This is a genomic window from Lactobacillus sp., assembly GCF_014803895.1.
The window spans coordinates 57,832-73,240 of the sequence record NZ_JAAVAU010000017.1 but is presented as its reverse complement, the minus strand read 5'-3'; the positions used below and the strand labels follow the sequence as shown (position 1 = coordinate 73,240).

At 32.3% G+C, this 15,409-nt stretch carries 15 protein-coding genes; 1 reads left to right on the top strand and 14 read right to left on the bottom strand.

Annotation, left to right across the window (positions count from 1 at the left end; translation table 11 throughout):
- Nucleotides 1-2: 2 nt before the first annotated feature.
- The 9 genes from HDR40_RS05900 to rpsO form a co-directional block, all read right to left on the bottom strand.
- Nucleotides 3-761, bottom strand: a complete 759-nt coding sequence (locus HDR40_RS05900) for a hypothetical protein (protein ID WP_290627485.1) — start codon at nt 759-761, stop codon at nt 3-5.
- Between the two features lie 15 nt (nt 762-776).
- Nucleotides 777-1,295 carry a hypothetical protein gene (locus HDR40_RS05895; RefSeq protein ID WP_290627483.1) on the bottom strand — a complete coding sequence of 173 codons (519 nt, stop codon included), beginning with the start codon at nt 1,293-1,295 and terminating at the stop codon, nt 777-779.
- A 121-nt stretch (nt 1,296-1,416) separates the two neighbouring features.
- Nucleotides 1,417-2,007, bottom strand: a complete 591-nt coding sequence (gene yihA / locus HDR40_RS05890) for a ribosome biogenesis GTP-binding protein YihA/YsxC (RefSeq protein WP_290627481.1) — start codon at nt 2,005-2,007, stop codon at nt 1,417-1,419.
- The gene (gene clpX, locus HDR40_RS05885) at nt 2,007-3,260 is read right to left on the bottom strand and encodes an ATP-dependent Clp protease ATP-binding subunit ClpX (protein WP_290627479.1); all 1,254 of its coding nucleotides are present in this window, start codon (nt 3,258-3,260) and stop codon (nt 2,007-2,009) included. The genes yihA and clpX overlap by 1 nt, the downstream gene beginning before the upstream one ends.
- A gap of 155 nt (nt 3,261-3,415) precedes the next feature.
- Nucleotides 3,416-4,750, bottom strand: a complete 1,335-nt coding sequence (tig, locus tag HDR40_RS05880; RefSeq protein ID WP_290627477.1) for a trigger factor — start codon at nt 4,748-4,750, stop codon at nt 3,416-3,418.
- 168 nt (nt 4,751-4,918) lie between these two features.
- Nucleotides 4,919-6,109 (bottom strand): elongation factor Tu, encoded by a 1,191-nt coding sequence (tuf, locus tag HDR40_RS05875; RefSeq protein ID WP_290627475.1) that lies wholly within the window; start codon nt 6,107-6,109, stop codon nt 4,919-4,921.
- Between the two features lie 188 nt (nt 6,110-6,297).
- Entirely contained in the window at nt 6,298-7,146 is an 849-nt protein-coding gene (locus HDR40_RS05870) for a hypothetical protein (RefSeq protein ID WP_290627472.1), read from the bottom strand.
- Nucleotides 7,146-8,942, bottom strand: a complete 1,797-nt coding sequence (locus tag HDR40_RS05865) for a ribonuclease J (RefSeq protein WP_290627470.1) — start codon at nt 8,940-8,942, stop codon at nt 7,146-7,148. The genes HDR40_RS05870 and HDR40_RS05865 overlap by 1 nt, the downstream gene beginning before the upstream one ends.
- A 161-nt stretch (nt 8,943-9,103) precedes the next feature.
- Nucleotides 9,104-9,373: a 30S ribosomal protein S15 gene (gene rpsO / locus HDR40_RS05860; RefSeq protein ID WP_209686512.1), complete on the bottom strand. Its 270-nt coding sequence runs from the start codon at nt 9,371-9,373 to the stop codon at nt 9,104-9,106.
- Between the two features lie 196 nt (nt 9,374-9,569).
- On the opposite strand from rpsO, the gene rpsT reads away from it, so the two are divergent.
- On the top strand, nt 9,570-9,833 hold the full coding sequence (gene rpsT, locus HDR40_RS05855; protein ID WP_290627466.1) for a 30S ribosomal protein S20: 264 nt from the start codon (nt 9,570-9,572) through the stop codon (nt 9,831-9,833).
- 61 nt (nt 9,834-9,894) lie between these two features.
- Here the strand turns inward: rpsT and holA are convergent, their stop codons facing one another.
- The 5 genes from holA to coaD all read right to left on the bottom strand — a co-directional run bounded on the left by holA (nt 9,895) and on the right by coaD (nt 15,408).
- Complete coding sequence (gene holA, locus HDR40_RS05850; protein ID WP_290627464.1) at nt 9,895-10,884, bottom strand: DNA polymerase III subunit delta; 990 nt, start codon at nt 10,882-10,884, stop codon at nt 9,895-9,897.
- Entirely contained in the window at nt 10,884-12,890 is a 2,007-nt protein-coding gene (locus HDR40_RS05845; protein ID WP_290627462.1) for a DNA internalization-related competence protein ComEC/Rec2, read from the bottom strand. Before HDR40_RS05845 ends, holA begins: the two co-directional genes overlap by 1 nt.
- Before the next feature lie 238 nt (nt 12,891-13,128).
- Nucleotides 13,129-13,824 carry a helix-hairpin-helix domain-containing protein gene (locus HDR40_RS05840; protein WP_290627460.1) on the bottom strand — a complete coding sequence of 232 codons (696 nt, stop codon included), beginning with the start codon at nt 13,822-13,824 and terminating at the stop codon, nt 13,129-13,131.
- 65 nt (nt 13,825-13,889) lie between these two features.
- Nucleotides 13,890-14,921, bottom strand: a complete 1,032-nt coding sequence (locus tag HDR40_RS05835) for a SepM family pheromone-processing serine protease (protein ID WP_290627458.1) — start codon at nt 14,919-14,921, stop codon at nt 13,890-13,892.
- A complete protein-coding gene (gene coaD, locus HDR40_RS05830) occupies nt 14,905-15,408 on the bottom strand; it encodes a pantetheine-phosphate adenylyltransferase (RefSeq protein ID WP_290627456.1) in 504 nt (167 codons plus the stop codon). The genes HDR40_RS05835 and coaD overlap by 17 nt, the downstream gene beginning before the upstream one ends.
- Between the last annotated feature and the right edge of the window lies 1 nt (nt 15,409).

The following is a 15,409-nucleotide window of genomic DNA, read 5'->3' as shown; positions in this document are numbered from 1 at the left end:
CCTTAGGCAGCATGCTTATATTTCTTCTTAGATGATGGTTGAATCTTAGTCTTTTTCTTTTTACCAATTTTTGCTAAAAATAACCATAAAATAGAAATAATAATTGCAATAGTTATACTAGTTATAAATTCTCCACCTAAAGTGATTTTGATGCCAGAATAAATTGATTGGTGCAAAATATCCATTGCTTGTATAGAACCAGATTGTAGTAACTCATAGGAACCTACAGATGCAATTAGCAAGGGAATAATGGCTCCACGACTATTAGTTAAAATTAGAATAATAGTAACAATATACAGCAGTAAAATAGCATAATAAGCCATTCGATAGTATTGAGCATATTGACTTATTTGTTTTTTATTCTGGGCTAATTGATTATTAATTAACTTTATCAATAAATCATTAATCGTTTTTTCTTGGTCAGTATTATTTTTTAACCCTAAGTCACTAGTCTCAATCTGCCCCGTTTGTTGAAAAGATTTTGTAGTATCATTAAAACTACTCAAGGAAGTCTTTATTTCAATTTTCTTTGGTAATTGGTTTAAGACAGCATTATCTAAACCAAGTGCTTGAAATAATTGTACACCAGTTTCAACATTACTATTTCCCGACTGTGCAGCAGCTTTATTTAAAACCGAATTTACTAGACCAGATGTAGAAGAGGACATAGTAACTGTTCCGTTAATAGTTAATAAACCGGCAATCAGTACACCAACTACAGCAATTACTTTGATAACCCAACTATTTAATTTTCTTAACATTTAATTTACTCGCCCCTAAATTGCATGAATATGTTTTTTTAATAAAATTAATCCAATCCAAGCAGATATAAATGAAGGCAGGACTATCACCACAAACAAATTTGGATCTAAAAAATTTCCCACAGTAATATAGTGCGCCACCTTGGTTATCTTCTTAATATTGGAAAAAATTGCTTGATAGACTGTAACATAAATTAAAGTCCACTGAATATAATATTCAATCAATGTTAAAGTAGTTGTGGAAAGTGGGAAAAAGTGATTAAAGGCCTTCAATCCCCAATAAAGCAAAATTCCCGAAATAACTACTAAAATTCCTAATAAAATAAATAAATTTCCTAACTGCAAACTCTTATCTGTATGAATAAATAAAAATGCTAATACAAAGAAAATCAGAAAATTTATTGTACTCATAATTAATAAACCCGCAAATAAAATTAGGGCTTTTATAAAATAAAAATGATTTTTATCCTTAAACAAGGTAATAATACCTAAAATAATTAGTAAGCCTAAAAATATCGGCCATACTTGCGTCATATACTCCCTCTTTTCTACCTATTTTTAATTATACTTGGTTTTATTATATTTCTTAAGAGCAAACAAAAAAATACTGCATAATCTTAGATGAATAAATCTAAAGTTAAACAGTATTTTTCTGCTAATCCTTTTCGTGAGTTTCTACCCACTCCCAGAATTTATCTACATTAAGTTTATCTACACTAGAAAATGGTAAAAATGAGACATTTTCTTTTTCTAAATCTAAGCTCTTACCAATTTTTTGTTTAATTTGACTTGCTTCCATCTTTTTAAGCTTATCCATCTTAGTTGCAACAACTAAGATTGGAATATCTAAATATTGAGCATACTCAAACATGCTAATATCATCTTTAGTCGGATCATGACGAGCATCCACTAAAAGAACTAATCCTTTAAGATCTGCGCGTAATTCAAGATAATCTTGAATCATTTCACCAAATTTTTCACGTTGCTTTTTAGAAACTTTAGCATAGCCATAACCTGGAACATCAACCAAATAAAGTTCATTGTTTACTTTATAAAAATTCAAAGTTTGTGTTTTACCAGGCTGTTGTGAAGTTCTAGCAAGCTTTCTACGATTAACAATAGTATTAATTAAGCTTGATTTACCTACATTCGAGCGACCAGCTAATGCAAACTCTGGTAAATCATCATCTGGATACTGCTTCTCAGAAACTGCGCTAATAATAAATTCACTATCTGTAACTTTCATTATTTTGCCGCCTGTTCTTCAAGATCTTTTTTATAGGTAACTTTGGGTTCCGCGTGATCAAGGATTACATCTTTAGTAATGATTACTGTATCAATTGTATCATCACTAGGAGCCTTATACATGATATCCATCATTGAATTTTCGATAATTGATCGTAAGCCCCTTGCTCCCATATGACGACTTAAAGCTAAATCTGCAATAGCTTCTAAAGCATCTTCAGTGAATTCTAAATTAACACCATCCAAGCCCATCAAACGCTTATATTGCTTAATCAATGCATTTTTTGGTTCAGTCAAAATTCTTATCAAAGATTCTGAATCAAGTTTATCCAAAGTAGAGATAATAGGAATACGTCCAATAAATTCAGGAATTAATCCAAATTTAACTAAATCTCCAGTAGTGAGATATTTTTGCCATTCACTAGAATCAACTTGATTCATTTCATTTTCAGCACCAAAACCAATAGTCTTTTTACCCAAGCGATTCTTAACTATATTTTCAATACCATCAAAGGCCCCACCAACAATAAATAAAATATTAGAAGTATCCATTCTAATCATTTGTTGTTGCGGATGTTTTCTCCCACCTTGTGGAGGAACTGATGCAATAGTACCTTCTAAGATTTTTAAAAGTGATTGTTGAACACCTTCACCTGATACATCACGTGTAATTGAGACATTCTCTGCCTTCTTTGAAATTTTATCAATTTCATCAATATAGATAATCCCTCTTTGAGCACGTTCAAGGTCGTAATCTGCATTTTGCAACAATTTAAGCAAAATATTTTCTACATCTTCACCAACATAACCCGCTTCGGTTAAAGTGGTTGCATCAGCAATTGCAAATGGTACATTTAAAATACGTGCCAAAGTCTGCGCAAGATATGTTTTACCAGATCCAGTAGGTCCAATTAAAGCAATATTAGACTTTTGTAATTCAGTTCCATCATCGATATCCATTTGGCTAATTCGTTTATAGTGATTATAAACAGCAACTGATAACACACGCTTAGCCCGGTCTTGCCCAATTACATATTCATCCAATTTTTCCTTAATTTCCATTGGCTTAGGAAGAGCTTTAGTTTCTTTTAAAGAATCCGCACGTAATTCATCATCAATAATTTTTTGAGAAACTTCAATACATTCATTACAAATATATACTCCATTTCCCGCTACAATTTTTCTTACTTGTGATTGTGATTTACCGCAAAAAGAACATCTTACTTCTTCCGGTTGAGTGACATCATTAGTCAAATTATATGACCCCTTTCTTACTCAACTAACTAAAAGATAGTTTATCATTTTTTCACAATAAGGTAAAAAAATAGACTTCAAGCTTTAATTTTTCATTATAAAAGGGCGACTATTGAGCCGCCCTTTTATTTAACTTCGATTCTTCGAAGAATTAATTATTTATCTTCTTTCTTAGTTGAAGCCTTTTTAGTTGAAGTCTTTCTCTTCTTAGGAACTTGCTTAGCTTTATCAGTAACTAAATCAATTGCCTTTCTTACAGCTATATCATGCTTAAGCATATCATCAGTTAAAGTACGACGTACAACTTTTTCATCCATGTTATAGTCATGTGCTAAATCCTTAATTTCTTGTTCAATTTCTTCTTCAGTTGCATCAAGTTTTTCTGCAGCAACGATAGCTTCCAAAACAAGGTTAGTCTTAACACGTTCAGCTGCATCTTTAGCTAATTGTTCACGCAATTGAGCTTCAGTAGTACCAGTTAATTTGAAGTAAGTTTGTGGATCAATACCTTGACGTTGCATATTACCTAAGTATTGATTCATTTGAGTATTAATGTCATCTTGAATCATTGCATCTGGAATTTCTTCAATTTCAGCGTTTGCAACTGCACCGCGAATAGCAGCATCTTGAATTGCGTCCTTAGCGCTGTCTTCCTTTTGCTTCTTCAAGTCTTTCTTAATCTTATCCTTTAATTCGTCAAGTGATTCAACAGTATCATCAACATCCTTAGCGAATTCATCATCTAGCTTAGGTAATTCCTTTGACTTAACTTCGTGAATCTTAGTAGCAAAGTGAGCTTCCTTACCAGCTAAATCTTCAGCACCGTAATCTTTTGGGAAGGTTACAACAACGTCAACATCATCGCCAGCCTTGTGACCAATAAGTTGGTCTTCAAAACCAGGAATGAAAGTACCAGAACCTAATTCTAAGGAGTAGTTTTGTGCACTACCACCATCAAATGGCTTATCATCAATAGTACCCTTGTAATCAATGGTTACAGTATCACCCTTAGCAGACTTACTGTCCTTCAAAACTAACTCAGCGTTTTGTTGGCGACGTTTGTCTAATTCAGCATCAACGTCCTTTACTAAGACACGAGTACTTTGTTTAGGAACTTCAACGCCCTTGTAATCACCTAATTTAACTTCAGGCTTAACGCTAACAGTAGCTTTCATAACCCAATCTTTACCTGCATCCATGGATTCAGGAACAATTTGTGGTTGACCAACTGGATCAATACCAGTTTCCTTAACAGCTGCACTATAAGCTTCTGGTAAAACAATGTTTAATGCATCTTCATAAAGGGCTTCTTCACCATAGTATTGATCAAAAATAATACGTGACACATGACCCTTACGGAATCCAGGAACACGTAAATTCTTCTTTACACGTTTAAAAGCTTGGTCTAAAGCTTTTTTTACTTGATCTTGTGAAATTTCAAAAGTTAATTCGCCGGTTGTTTTTCCGGTCTTTTTCCATTTTGCAGACATTAATATACCTCCGATGTCAAATTTGGGTTGCTCTTGCACACTCAACTATCTTACCTTAAACGCCGCCAAAACACAAATTTACAGTAAATTTTTATAAAAATTTCCAAAAATAAATACAAATAAAAAAAGACATGTCATACAACATGTCTTTTTTAATCCAAATAAGGATTAGTCAAGAATTTCAGTTACTTGACCAGCACCAACAGTTTTACCACCTTCACGGATAGTAAACTTAGTACCCTTTTCAATGGCAACTGGCTTAATCAATTCAACAGTGAATTCAACATTATCACCAGGCATAACCATTTCAGTACCTTCTGGCAATTCAATCTTACCAGTTACGTCAGTAGTGTGGAAGTAGAATTGTGGACGGTAATCTGAGAAGAATGGAGTGTGACGACCACCTTCATCTTTGTTCAAGATATATACTTGACCCTTGAAGTTCTTGTGGGTTTGAATTGAACCAGGTGCAGCTAAAACTTGACCACGTTCAACTTGGTCACGATCGATACCACGAAGCAATACACCAACGTTATCGCCGGCTTCACCCAAGTCAAGAGTCTTGTGGAACATTTCCAAACCAGTAACAGTTGACTTTTCAACTTTATCAGTTAAACCAACGATTTCAACTTCGTCACCAACTTTAACAGTACCACGGTCGATACGACCAGAAGCAACAGTACCACGACCAGTGATAGTAAATACGTCTTCAACTGGCATTAAGAATGGCTTATCAGTATCACGTTCTGGAGTTGGAATGTATTCGTCAACAGTTTCCATTAACTTTCTGATAACGTCTTGTTGTTCCTTGTCACCTTCAAGTGCCTTCAAAGCTGAACCACGGATAACTGGTACATCATCACCAGGGTAATCGTATTCAGATAACAAGTCACGAACTTCCATTTCAACTAAGTCGATCAATTCTGGATCGTCAACTAAGTCAACCTTGTTTAAGAATACAACGATGTATTCAACACCAACTTGACGAGCAAGCAAGATGTGTTCACGAGTTTGTGGCATAGGACCATCAGTTGCAGCAACAACTAAGATAGCACCATCCATTTGAGCAGCACCAGTAATCATGTTCTTGATGTAGTCTGCGTGTCCTGGAGCATCCATGTGTGCGTAGTGACGGTTTGGAGTTTCGTATTCAACGTGGGCAGTGTTGATAGTGATACCACGTTCTTTTTCTTCTGGAGCTGCATCGATTTGTGAGTAATCTTCAGCTTGTGCTAAACCATCTTCTGCCAAAACAGTAGTGATAGCTGCAGTTAAAGTGGTCTTACCATGGTCAACGTGGCCGATAGTACCAATGTTAACGTGCGGCTTAGTTCTTTCGTAATGTTCTTTTTCTGCCATTTAAAATGACCCTCCTGTAAATATTTGCAAGAAGTCCGTTGAGTAAGTAACGGATAATTCTCTGTTGATTATTATACTACTTTCAAAGGCAAATGCATAGCCTGTACCCCTTTGAAAATATCCTTTATTGATTATACTAAATACGCCAAAAAAGTAAACCTTTTTTACTCAAAACTTGATTAAAACTATTAATTTATCGCTTTTTCATAAGCTAAATATTCATAAATTTTATTGAGTAATTTTTGATTTACGCCACCTTGCTTACTCTCAAGATATCGTCGAAAATCATGGGTAAACTGGTCTGGATCAGAAATATAATCATGAAGCTTAGGATAAAGCATCCCCAGGCAAACATTAAGTTCGCCAACCATTATCGGTAATTTGCTAGGTTCACGTCTCAAATAGTCTGCTAAACTTATACAACATTCCCGATAAATTGGATCTTTTTGTAAAAGCATAGTTTCTTTGGGAATGAATGTCTTATTTTCACCCATAACTGAAACTATTACACTATTATCATACCCCAATTTTATTAAATCTTCACATAAAGACAACCGTAATGCAAATCCCAATGTTGGATCAATTAATAAACTTTGGGATAGCTGAATAAAGTTAGGCTTACTAAGCTGATATAACTTTAAATAATCATTTTCACTAACCGATTTTAAAGTTTTAAAATTTCGCATTAATTCTTGTTGCTTTTGTTCACTAATCGGAGAAATAGCTAAATCTATTTTTTGATTACTTAAATAACTTAGCTCTAGAGCTTCAATATTGAAATTTAAATCTTTTAAAATTTTTAAATATAAATCATAAATTTTTTTATCTGAAAATAAATCTGGTTCTTCTTTAATTAAAGTATAGGCCTTATACGGTTTGTTCTGCTTCAAAAAAAGTTCGCATAATTTATAAACAATCTCGGTAGTGTGTCCCAATCTCAAAGCTTCTAGTAAATGTTGAACAGCTTCATCTAATTTTTCATTTTCTACCGCTTGTTCAGCCAAATTCAACAAATTACGTTGACTCTTATTCACCATTAAGCATTGGCCTTCTTTGCACTCATCTTATTAGCGTCTTTTCTATTTGACGGTTTCTTTTTGTTATGCTGGTCTTTTGTTTGCGCAGTATTTTCTTTAGCAGCATTTCTTTTTACCATAGCACGATGTCTATTTTGATTTACTTCCATTACTACTGGCAAAACTACTGGCCGCCGACCTGTTTCTTTATATAAGTATTTTTCAACAGCATTGCGAACATCTTGCTTTAACTCAGTCCAATCAAAGCGTTTATTTTCAAAATTATTATTAATGGCCTCTTTGATGACCTCTACTGATCCATCCATTAAAGCATGGTTAGCCTTGATATATACAAAGCCCCGTGTAGAAACTAAAGGTTTAGCAACAATTTTTTTCTTTTTACGGTCAATTGTAACAGCCGCAATAAAAATACCGTCGTCAGATAATACTTCACGATCACGCAAAACAATATTACCAACGTCTCCCACACCAGATCCATCAATCATAATATCTTCGCCTGGAACTGGGTCACTTAAATAAAAGCGCCCCTTTTCTAAAGACAATGTATCACCATTTTTGGTGATAAAAATATCATGACGATTCATGCCAGCCTGAATTGCTAAATTTTCTTGTATCTCAAGAAGACGATATTCGCCAATTACCGGTACTAAAAATTTAGGCTTCAAAGTATCTATTAAAAGCTGTAAATCTCGACCTGTTGCATGACCGCTAGTATGACGATCAATTCCTAATTGCTTAACCGTGCCTCCAGCACGATAAATCATATCACTAGTTTGAGCAACCATTGTTTCAACAGAGTGCGATGGAGTTGTAGCTATAAAGACTAAGTCACCTTTTTTAATTTTAACCATACGATGACGGTTAGTTGACATTTTTTGGAGTGATTTAAGAGGTTCACCCATTCTACCAGTTTCTAGAATTACTAATTCATTAGCAGGTATCTTCTTCAAATCCTTACCATGAACTAATAAATTTTTAGGAACATCTAAATATCCTAATTTCATAGCGGTGTAAACAATTTTACCTACATCACGACCAGTTAAGAATACTTTACGACCAGTTTTATGAGCAGCTGTAAAAATTTCTTGCACACGATTAATATTAGATGCTTTCGAGGCAACAATAATTCGCCCATCATGATTTTGAAAGGTTTCTAAAATGTACTTTTCAATGGATGTTTGTTGATCATTCGGAAATACTGCCTCAGCATTAGTCGAATCTGCTAATAAAGCTAATACACCCTTTTTTGAAATCTCAGATAACCTCACAAAGTCAGTCTGATAACCCTCTTTAGCTGAAGGATCAAATTTAAAATCACCAGTATAAACAATTTCTCCTTCTTGAGTAGAAATATCAATTCCCAAAGAATCAGGAACTGAGTGAGTAGTAGGGAAAAATGATACTGTCGCATTTTTAAAGTCAATTTCTGTATCAGCATCAATTACATGAAATAAATTATTTTTACGGTGCTTATTTTCACGTTGAACGGCAATTTTAGCTAATTCAATAGTTAACTTTGAACCAAATACTGGAATATCATAATCGCGCAGAATATATGGCAATGCACCAATAGAATCAGCATGACCATGCGTTAAAAAAATACCTGCAATACGATCACCATATTCTTTAAAGAACTCTAAATCAGGAATAACTACATCGATTCCAAGCAAGGAACTATCAGGATACTTTAATCCGGCATCCATGATAAAAATTTCATCATCAACTTGAACGGCGTACATATTCTTTCCATTTTCACGTACTCCGCTCAAAATCATTAATTTTATTTTTTGTGACATAAATTTTCTTCTTTCTAAATTAAATATTCATTTTTATTAGGATCAGAATGATCAAAACGGAAGTTTATCTAATTAATTTTATCATATTACGTAAAACATTTGAAATAAACAAAAAAAGCCAGTTCAACTGAACTGACTTAGTGTGTGCAAAAGTAATAATATTAACGACGTAAACCTAATTCCTTGATTAGTTCACGGTAACGAGTAATATCCTTGTTCTTTAAGTAACGAAGTAAGTTACGACGGTGACCAATCTTCTTAAGCAAACCAACGTATGAGTGGTGGTCTTGCTTGTGAGCCTTTAAGTGGGCGTTCAAGTTGTTAATATCATCAGTAAGCAAAGCAATTTGTACTTCTGGTGAACCAGTATCGCCATCGTGGCGTGCAAACTTCTTAATTAATTCATCTTTCTTTTCTTTTGTAATAGCCATTCGAAAAAAACCTTTCTTTCTTTAAATTGCCATTAACAACGTTAACCGTCGGCAGCGAGGAAACAGCGTTAATGGTTCTGACAAGAATATATATTACCTGGATTTTTTTGAAAAAGCAAGCGTAATTTCACTTGCACCTTTACCTTCTATTAAGTATAATTAACAGGTAAATCTGATTTTATCGAGGTGAATTTTGATGCCACAAATTAAACAAGCAATTAAGCGTGTTAAGACCAATGCAGTTGCTAACAAGCGTAATGCTTCCGAATTAAGTAAATTGAGAACCGCTGTAAGAAAGTTCAACGAAGCTGTTGAAGCTGACGCAAAAGATGTCCTCGATTTAGAAGTTAAAGCTGCTCGTGCTTTAGATAAGGCTGCAAGTAAGCACCTTATTTCTAAGAACAAGGCTAATCGCGACAAGTCACGTATGGCTAAGAAAACTGCTGCTAAAAAGAACTAATTCAGCAAAATATTAACCTAAAAAGACAAGAAACAGTTTAGTTTCTTGTCTTTTTTGCTACTTATATATTTAATAAAAATAATTTTAAAAATTCATCACCATGATAATTTCCCATTTTATAGTTAAAATCCAACTCAATAATTTGCGTCATCAATTTTTTAAGCTTGCTTAACGATACCCTATTTTGCATAGCAAATTTTACCCGATAAGGATTAGCACCTAATTCTTTTGTAATTTGATCCTTACTCCATTTTCTATTTTCCAGAGTTTTTACACATAGTAAAAATTCTATTTGACTTTCAAAAATTGCTATTAATTGTACTACGTTATTTCCCTCAAGTAAGTGATCATTTAAGCGTTGGATTGCTTGAGCAATATTTCCTTTAAACGCCGTCGATAAAATTTCAAAAATATTTTCTGATAAAGACCGATCAATATTTTGCTCAACTAAAGTTTCAGTAATACGATGATCAGTATCACAAATATTTTTTAATTTAATATAATTACTTAAAACCGAGTCTAATACTTGATCACTACGTTGCAATAAAATTTGTAGAGCCCGATTAGTGAATTGAAAACCCTCTTCTTTCGAAATAGCCTTTATCACCCCACTTATTTCGTAAGGTTTTAGTGCTGTATTTATTACATTAACCTGATTAATAAGACACTTAGTAATTTTTTTGCGTCGATCTAATTTATCATAATTAGCAACAAATATTATAATGTCATCTAATTCATTTAAATGATCAATAATTTTTTCTAACTGTTTAATTTTTTTCTTAAACTTAGCTGCAACCTTCGGAGTTAGAAAAAAAGGATTTTTTACCACTACTAACTTACGTTCACCAAACAATGAAGATTCTGTCAAGGTAGCTATTAATTCATCAATTCCGTCTTCATTACAATCTACTGTAATAAATTCAAAATCCTTAAACTGTAGTTGCTGAGCATAATTTTGTGCTAAATAATTATTAAAAAATGCATCCCCACCCTCAATTAAGATATTTTTTGTTTGAGGATGAGTTTGTTTAAAAAGCTTTAAAAGAGTCATTATTTTTCCTTTTTTAAAAAAGTATAAATCCTTTGATTGCCAAAAATGGAATAAGTCCAAGTTATTGTACCACTATCTTGCGTGTTTAAATATGGAAGATGCAACTTTTTTAAAGTAGTTAAAGTTTCAATATGAGGATGTCCAAATCTATTTTGGCGACCAGAAGAAATAAATACCATTTTAGGTTCAATAGCATGTAAAAAATCTATATTCGAAGATGTTCTACTCCCATGATGTCCTAACTTAAAATAATCAACTTTTAAAGAAGGGTAGTGTTCAAAAATTTTTTGTTCACCTGCTTGATCTAAGTCACCAGTCATCAACCATTTTTGATGAGCTAATTCAAAAAATAAGGATAATGAATCTTCATTTTTACCTAATCCTCGTTCAAATGGATATACCACATGAAAAGTTATTCCTGAAGCTTTAACTTTATCTCCTGCCAATAGAGGTATTAACTTTGTACAGTTTACTTTATCTTTAATTCGTTTTTGAAAACTAATATTATTTGTTAACCCCTCCGCAAAATATAACTTATCTACTTTAATTTGTTCTAGTAACGGGGCTAAATCACCAATATGATCAGCATCTTGATGTGACAAAAAGACACCATCAATTTTTTCTATTCCTTGTGCTTGTAAAAAAGGAATAGTAATTTGGTTAAGTTGTGGCTCACTATGCTTATAATTTCCAAATTTCAATTTTCCACCTGTATCAATTAAATATACTTTGCGATTTATGGGTGTTGTAATTAAAATACTATCCCCTTGTCCCACATCAATAAACGAAACTTGCCCGTATAAAGGAAAATGAATTAAAACAAAAAATATTACATAAGAAAAGCCTAATATACCAAATGTCCAACGCTTAATTTTCTTATTTTTTATATATATTAAAAAAACACAAGTAACCACAATACCTAATAAAGTTTGCCACCAATTTATTTGCCCAAAAATAATTTTTCCTAAGCCAGTTTGAGCTAACCAATCAATAAAATTCATAATAATTTGAAAAATAACTTCAATCACATCTACTATTTTAGGTAAAAATGGAAAAATAATTACTGCAAAAAAGGTACATGGTAATAAAACAAAATTAAAAATCGGTACAATCACGAAATTAAAAAATGGAGTTAAAATATTTACTTTATAGAAATAATGTAACAGCAGAGGTAGAATTAGTAAATTTAAAAGCAACCCCTGCTTTAATCGCGAAGTATTTTTTGTTAACTCTAATCCAGTTACTAATAAATAGCTTAAAATAGCTCCAGGTGATAAAAATAAAGTAGGATTAATAAATAAATGAGTCAATCCTACCATTCCTAATTTATCGGCATTAGTAATCGGAATTTTTTTCTGATTAAAAAATTTACCATAAGCATAACTTAAACTAGCCCTCACAAACCCAGGCTGAAATTTTGAAAGAAATATCTCTAATATTAAGAATATTAAACAATATATAATAATCTCTTTTTGAGTACGCTTACAATAAGTAGCCATTAACCCAATTGCAGTTGTGTACAATGATACGTGTAATCCTGAAATACTTAATAAATGAATAACTCCTAAATCTCGATAATTATTTATAATTGTTTTATTCTCTTGATCAGGATTTTCTGCCAAAATCATTTCACTTGCTAAAAATGAAGTTAACTTCGGCATTGACCTTAAATATTTTTGAATTTGAAATCGCCAAAAATGAAGCTTATCTAAAATAGTCTGCTTTTTTAAAAATACTTGATATTCACTAATCTTCAAACGGTACTTTATTCTCCGACCCCTATAGTAATTGGCAAAATCAAATTGGCCTGGGTTAGTAGCTCTTTCAATTTCCTCGGCCTCAGTTTTTATTTTAATTAGATAAAAACTTCTACCATTTTGAATTAAATCTTCAATTCTTTTGTCAGCCTTCATTGAAAGTAATACTTTTTGTTTTCCTAAAGTAGCTTCTCCTGATAAAAAAGAATTATTTATTTTTACTTGATCACAATTTATTTTTAATGGCATATTTAAATTGATTTTTAGTACTGTATTTTTATGGTGATAGGAAATAAGTCCAAATAAAGCTATTACTACAAGTATTTCTAGCCTCAATTTAGAAAATTTATAAAAAAGTAAACTTACTAAATAAATAAAAATTGTTATTCCAATTATGTAATGTCCAAATTCTTGTGCTTGAAAAAGCAAAAAAGATAATACTGTACAAGCAATAGCAAGTAAAAAAATAAAACCCGGTTGAACATAATTATAATTCCAATTGATCTTTAAGCTTTTCAAGAGTTTTTTCCCCAATTCCAGATATCTTAGTTAAATCTTCAATAGATTTAAAATTTCCATTTTGTTCTCGATAACTAATAATCTGTTCAGCACGCTTTTCTCCAATTCCAGAAAGTTTTTGTAAATCTTGAACTGATGCAGTATTAATATTTACTTTTTCTTCAGAAGAACTTGTAGCTGATGAGGATGATGCAGTAGGTGAATCAACTGAAGATCCAGTCGATGAGCTTGTAATAGCAGGAACCTTTTCTCCCTTATGAGGGACGTATATTTGATCTTGATCTTTTAGCAACAATGCTCGATTGATATTTTTCAAATTTGCCTGCTTAATTATTCCTCCAGCTGCTGATAATAAATCATTTAATCTTGCACCATTTTTTAAGGTATATACACCAGGATGTTTTACAGCCCCAGAAATATCACATGTTACTGTATCTTGTTGAGATTGTTGCATACTACGAGAATGAGCGGTGCTACTTTTTTCACTACTAGAAGTTTGACTTTCGTATTTTTGATCAACTTGTTCAGTTACTAAGTCTGAATTGTCAACCCTACTTTCTGTTTTGTTTTGAAAATACATAACTCCACCAATGCATAGTAAAATAGCTACGCCTATGTATAATTTTTTCTCAATTAAAAATTCTTTTAATTTTTTAAAATCCATATTAATCACCTCACATTCTTTATACGTAAAAACACGATGATATTTTTTAATCATCGTGTTTTTTCTTATTTTAAATTTTCTAAATATCTCAATGCATCATCAAAAGTAGCAACAGGTACTATCTTCATTTTAGTGTGAATCCTCTTAGCAGTTTTAACCGCTTCGGCATAGTTTGTTTCACTTTTTTTGACACCAGCAGGTTGATCTGTTGGTGCAAAGAAAATTTTTATTCCCTGTTTACTTGCGGCTATAACTTTTTTATCTACTCCACCAATCATTCCAACTTTACCATTTTCATCAATCGTTCCCGTACCAGCAATTTTTTGATTATTACTTAGATTTTTATTAGTAAAAATCTGATACATTTCAAGAGTGAACATTAATCCAGCTGATGGACCACCGATACCAGCGACGTCAATTTTAATCTTTGGTTTAGTTACAACTTGGGTATGATCCACCAATTGAATTCCTATACCATTTTTCTTGGTTGATTTTAATCTAACTACTTTACCACTATAAGTATAGTATTTACCATTTCGTAAAACTTCAACAGTAATTTTACTTTTAACTTTTTGTTTTTGAATATAAGAAATTAACTTCTTAGTCGATTCAAACTTGTTGCCATTAACTTTAGTGACTGTATCTCCAATTTTAAGCTTATTTTTAAAAGTTGAGTTAGTCATTATATCCATTACATAAACGCCTAAATACTTTCGTTTATGATAGATACCAGCCTTTTTAGCAGCATAATACTTAGCATTATTTTGACTATTTTCCATATAATACTGCTGCATTTGATTATAAGCAGCGTTAGTTTGATTACCCATTAATTCATCTTTAGAGTAACGACTTTCATTTTTATTAAAAAAACTTAACAAGTAATCTATTACTACCGCTCGCCGTTCACTTACTGTGACTAAGTAAAAGTTACGATTAGCCTTCTTAGCTGGCGATTTAATATATTGGCTTATTTGATCTGCGCTTCCTGGCGCTTCAATATAATAATTAGTCGGCCACAAACAGATTACTATTACTACAAAAAAAGCTGCTAAACCAAGCAACCATTTTTGTAATCTCGAATTATTCTTTTTCTTCATTAGTTATTTCTTTCATTTTTTCTTTTAAAGCCTTCGCAACTGCATCTGGCACCAATTTTGAGATATCTCCCCCAAACACAGCAGTTTCTTTAATCATACTAGATGAAATAAAACTATTTTCAGGGCTTGTTAAAAGTAACACCGTATTTAATTCTGGAGCCAATGTTTTATTTATTGCAGCAATTTCTCTTTCATAGTTAAAATCTGCATCATTACGTAATCCACGTACAATTGCACTAGCCCCTAATTTACGAGCAACATTAACGGTCAAATCTGCTGGTTCGGAAATAACTTCTACATTAGAGTCATCTTTTAAAACATCATTTGCCAGTGTTAAACGTTCATGTTCAGAAAATAAGTATTTTTTATTAGTATTGGTCATTACTACAAAATATACTTTTTCAAACATTTGAGTAGCAATTTTTACTGTCTCTAAATGGCCATTAGTAATTGGATCAAAGCTCCCTGGAAAGATGGCTTTAACCATA

What these genes read in the sequence shown, in the direction of transcription:
- HDR40_RS05865 (WP_290627470.1), bottom strand. Translation starts at nt 8,942, where the DNA reads ATGTCACAAAAAATAAAATTAATGATTTTGAGCGGAGTACGTGAAAAT.
- HDR40_RS05895 (WP_290627483.1), bottom strand. Translation starts at nt 1,295, where the DNA reads ATGACGCAAGTATGGCCGATATTTTTAGGCTTACTAATTATTTTAGGT.
- holA (WP_290627464.1), bottom strand. Translation starts at nt 10,884, where the DNA reads ATGACTCTTTTAAAGCTTTTTAAACAAACTCATCCTCAAACAAAAAAT.
- rpsO (WP_209686512.1), bottom strand. Translation starts at nt 9,373, where the DNA reads ATGGCTATTACAAAAGAAAAGAAAGATGAATTAATTAAGAAGTTTGCA.
- HDR40_RS05840 (WP_290627460.1), bottom strand. Translation starts at nt 13,824, where the DNA reads ATGGATTTTAAAAAATTAAAAGAATTTTTAATTGAGAAAAAATTATAC.
- HDR40_RS05835 (WP_290627458.1), bottom strand. Translation starts at nt 14,921, where the DNA reads ATGAAGAAAAAGAATAATTCGAGATTACAAAAATGGTTGCTTGGTTTA.
- yihA (WP_290627481.1), bottom strand. Translation starts at nt 2,007, where the DNA reads ATGAAAGTTACAGATAGTGAATTTATTATTAGCGCAGTTTCTGAGAAG.
- tuf (WP_290627475.1), bottom strand. Translation starts at nt 6,109, where the DNA reads ATGGCAGAAAAAGAACATTACGAAAGAACTAAGCCGCACGTTAACATT.
- HDR40_RS05870 (WP_290627472.1), bottom strand. Translation starts at nt 7,146, where the DNA reads ATGGTGAATAAGAGTCAACGTAATTTGTTGAATTTGGCTGAACAAGCG.
- tig (WP_290627477.1), bottom strand. Translation starts at nt 4,750, where the DNA reads ATGTCTGCAAAATGGAAAAAGACCGGAAAAACAACCGGCGAATTAACT.
- coaD (WP_290627456.1), bottom strand. Translation starts at nt 15,408, where the DNA reads ATGGTTAAAGCCATCTTTCCAGGGAGCTTTGATCCAATTACTAATGGC.
- HDR40_RS05845 (WP_290627462.1), bottom strand. Translation starts at nt 12,890, where the DNA reads ATGCCATTAAAAATAAATTGTGATCAAGTAAAAATAAATAATTCTTTT.
- HDR40_RS05900 (WP_290627485.1), bottom strand. Translation starts at nt 761, where the DNA reads ATGTTAAGAAAATTAAATAGTTGGGTTATCAAAGTAATTGCTGTAGTT.
- rpsT (WP_290627466.1), top strand. Translation starts at nt 9,570, where the DNA reads ATGCCACAAATTAAACAAGCAATTAAGCGTGTTAAGACCAATGCAGTT.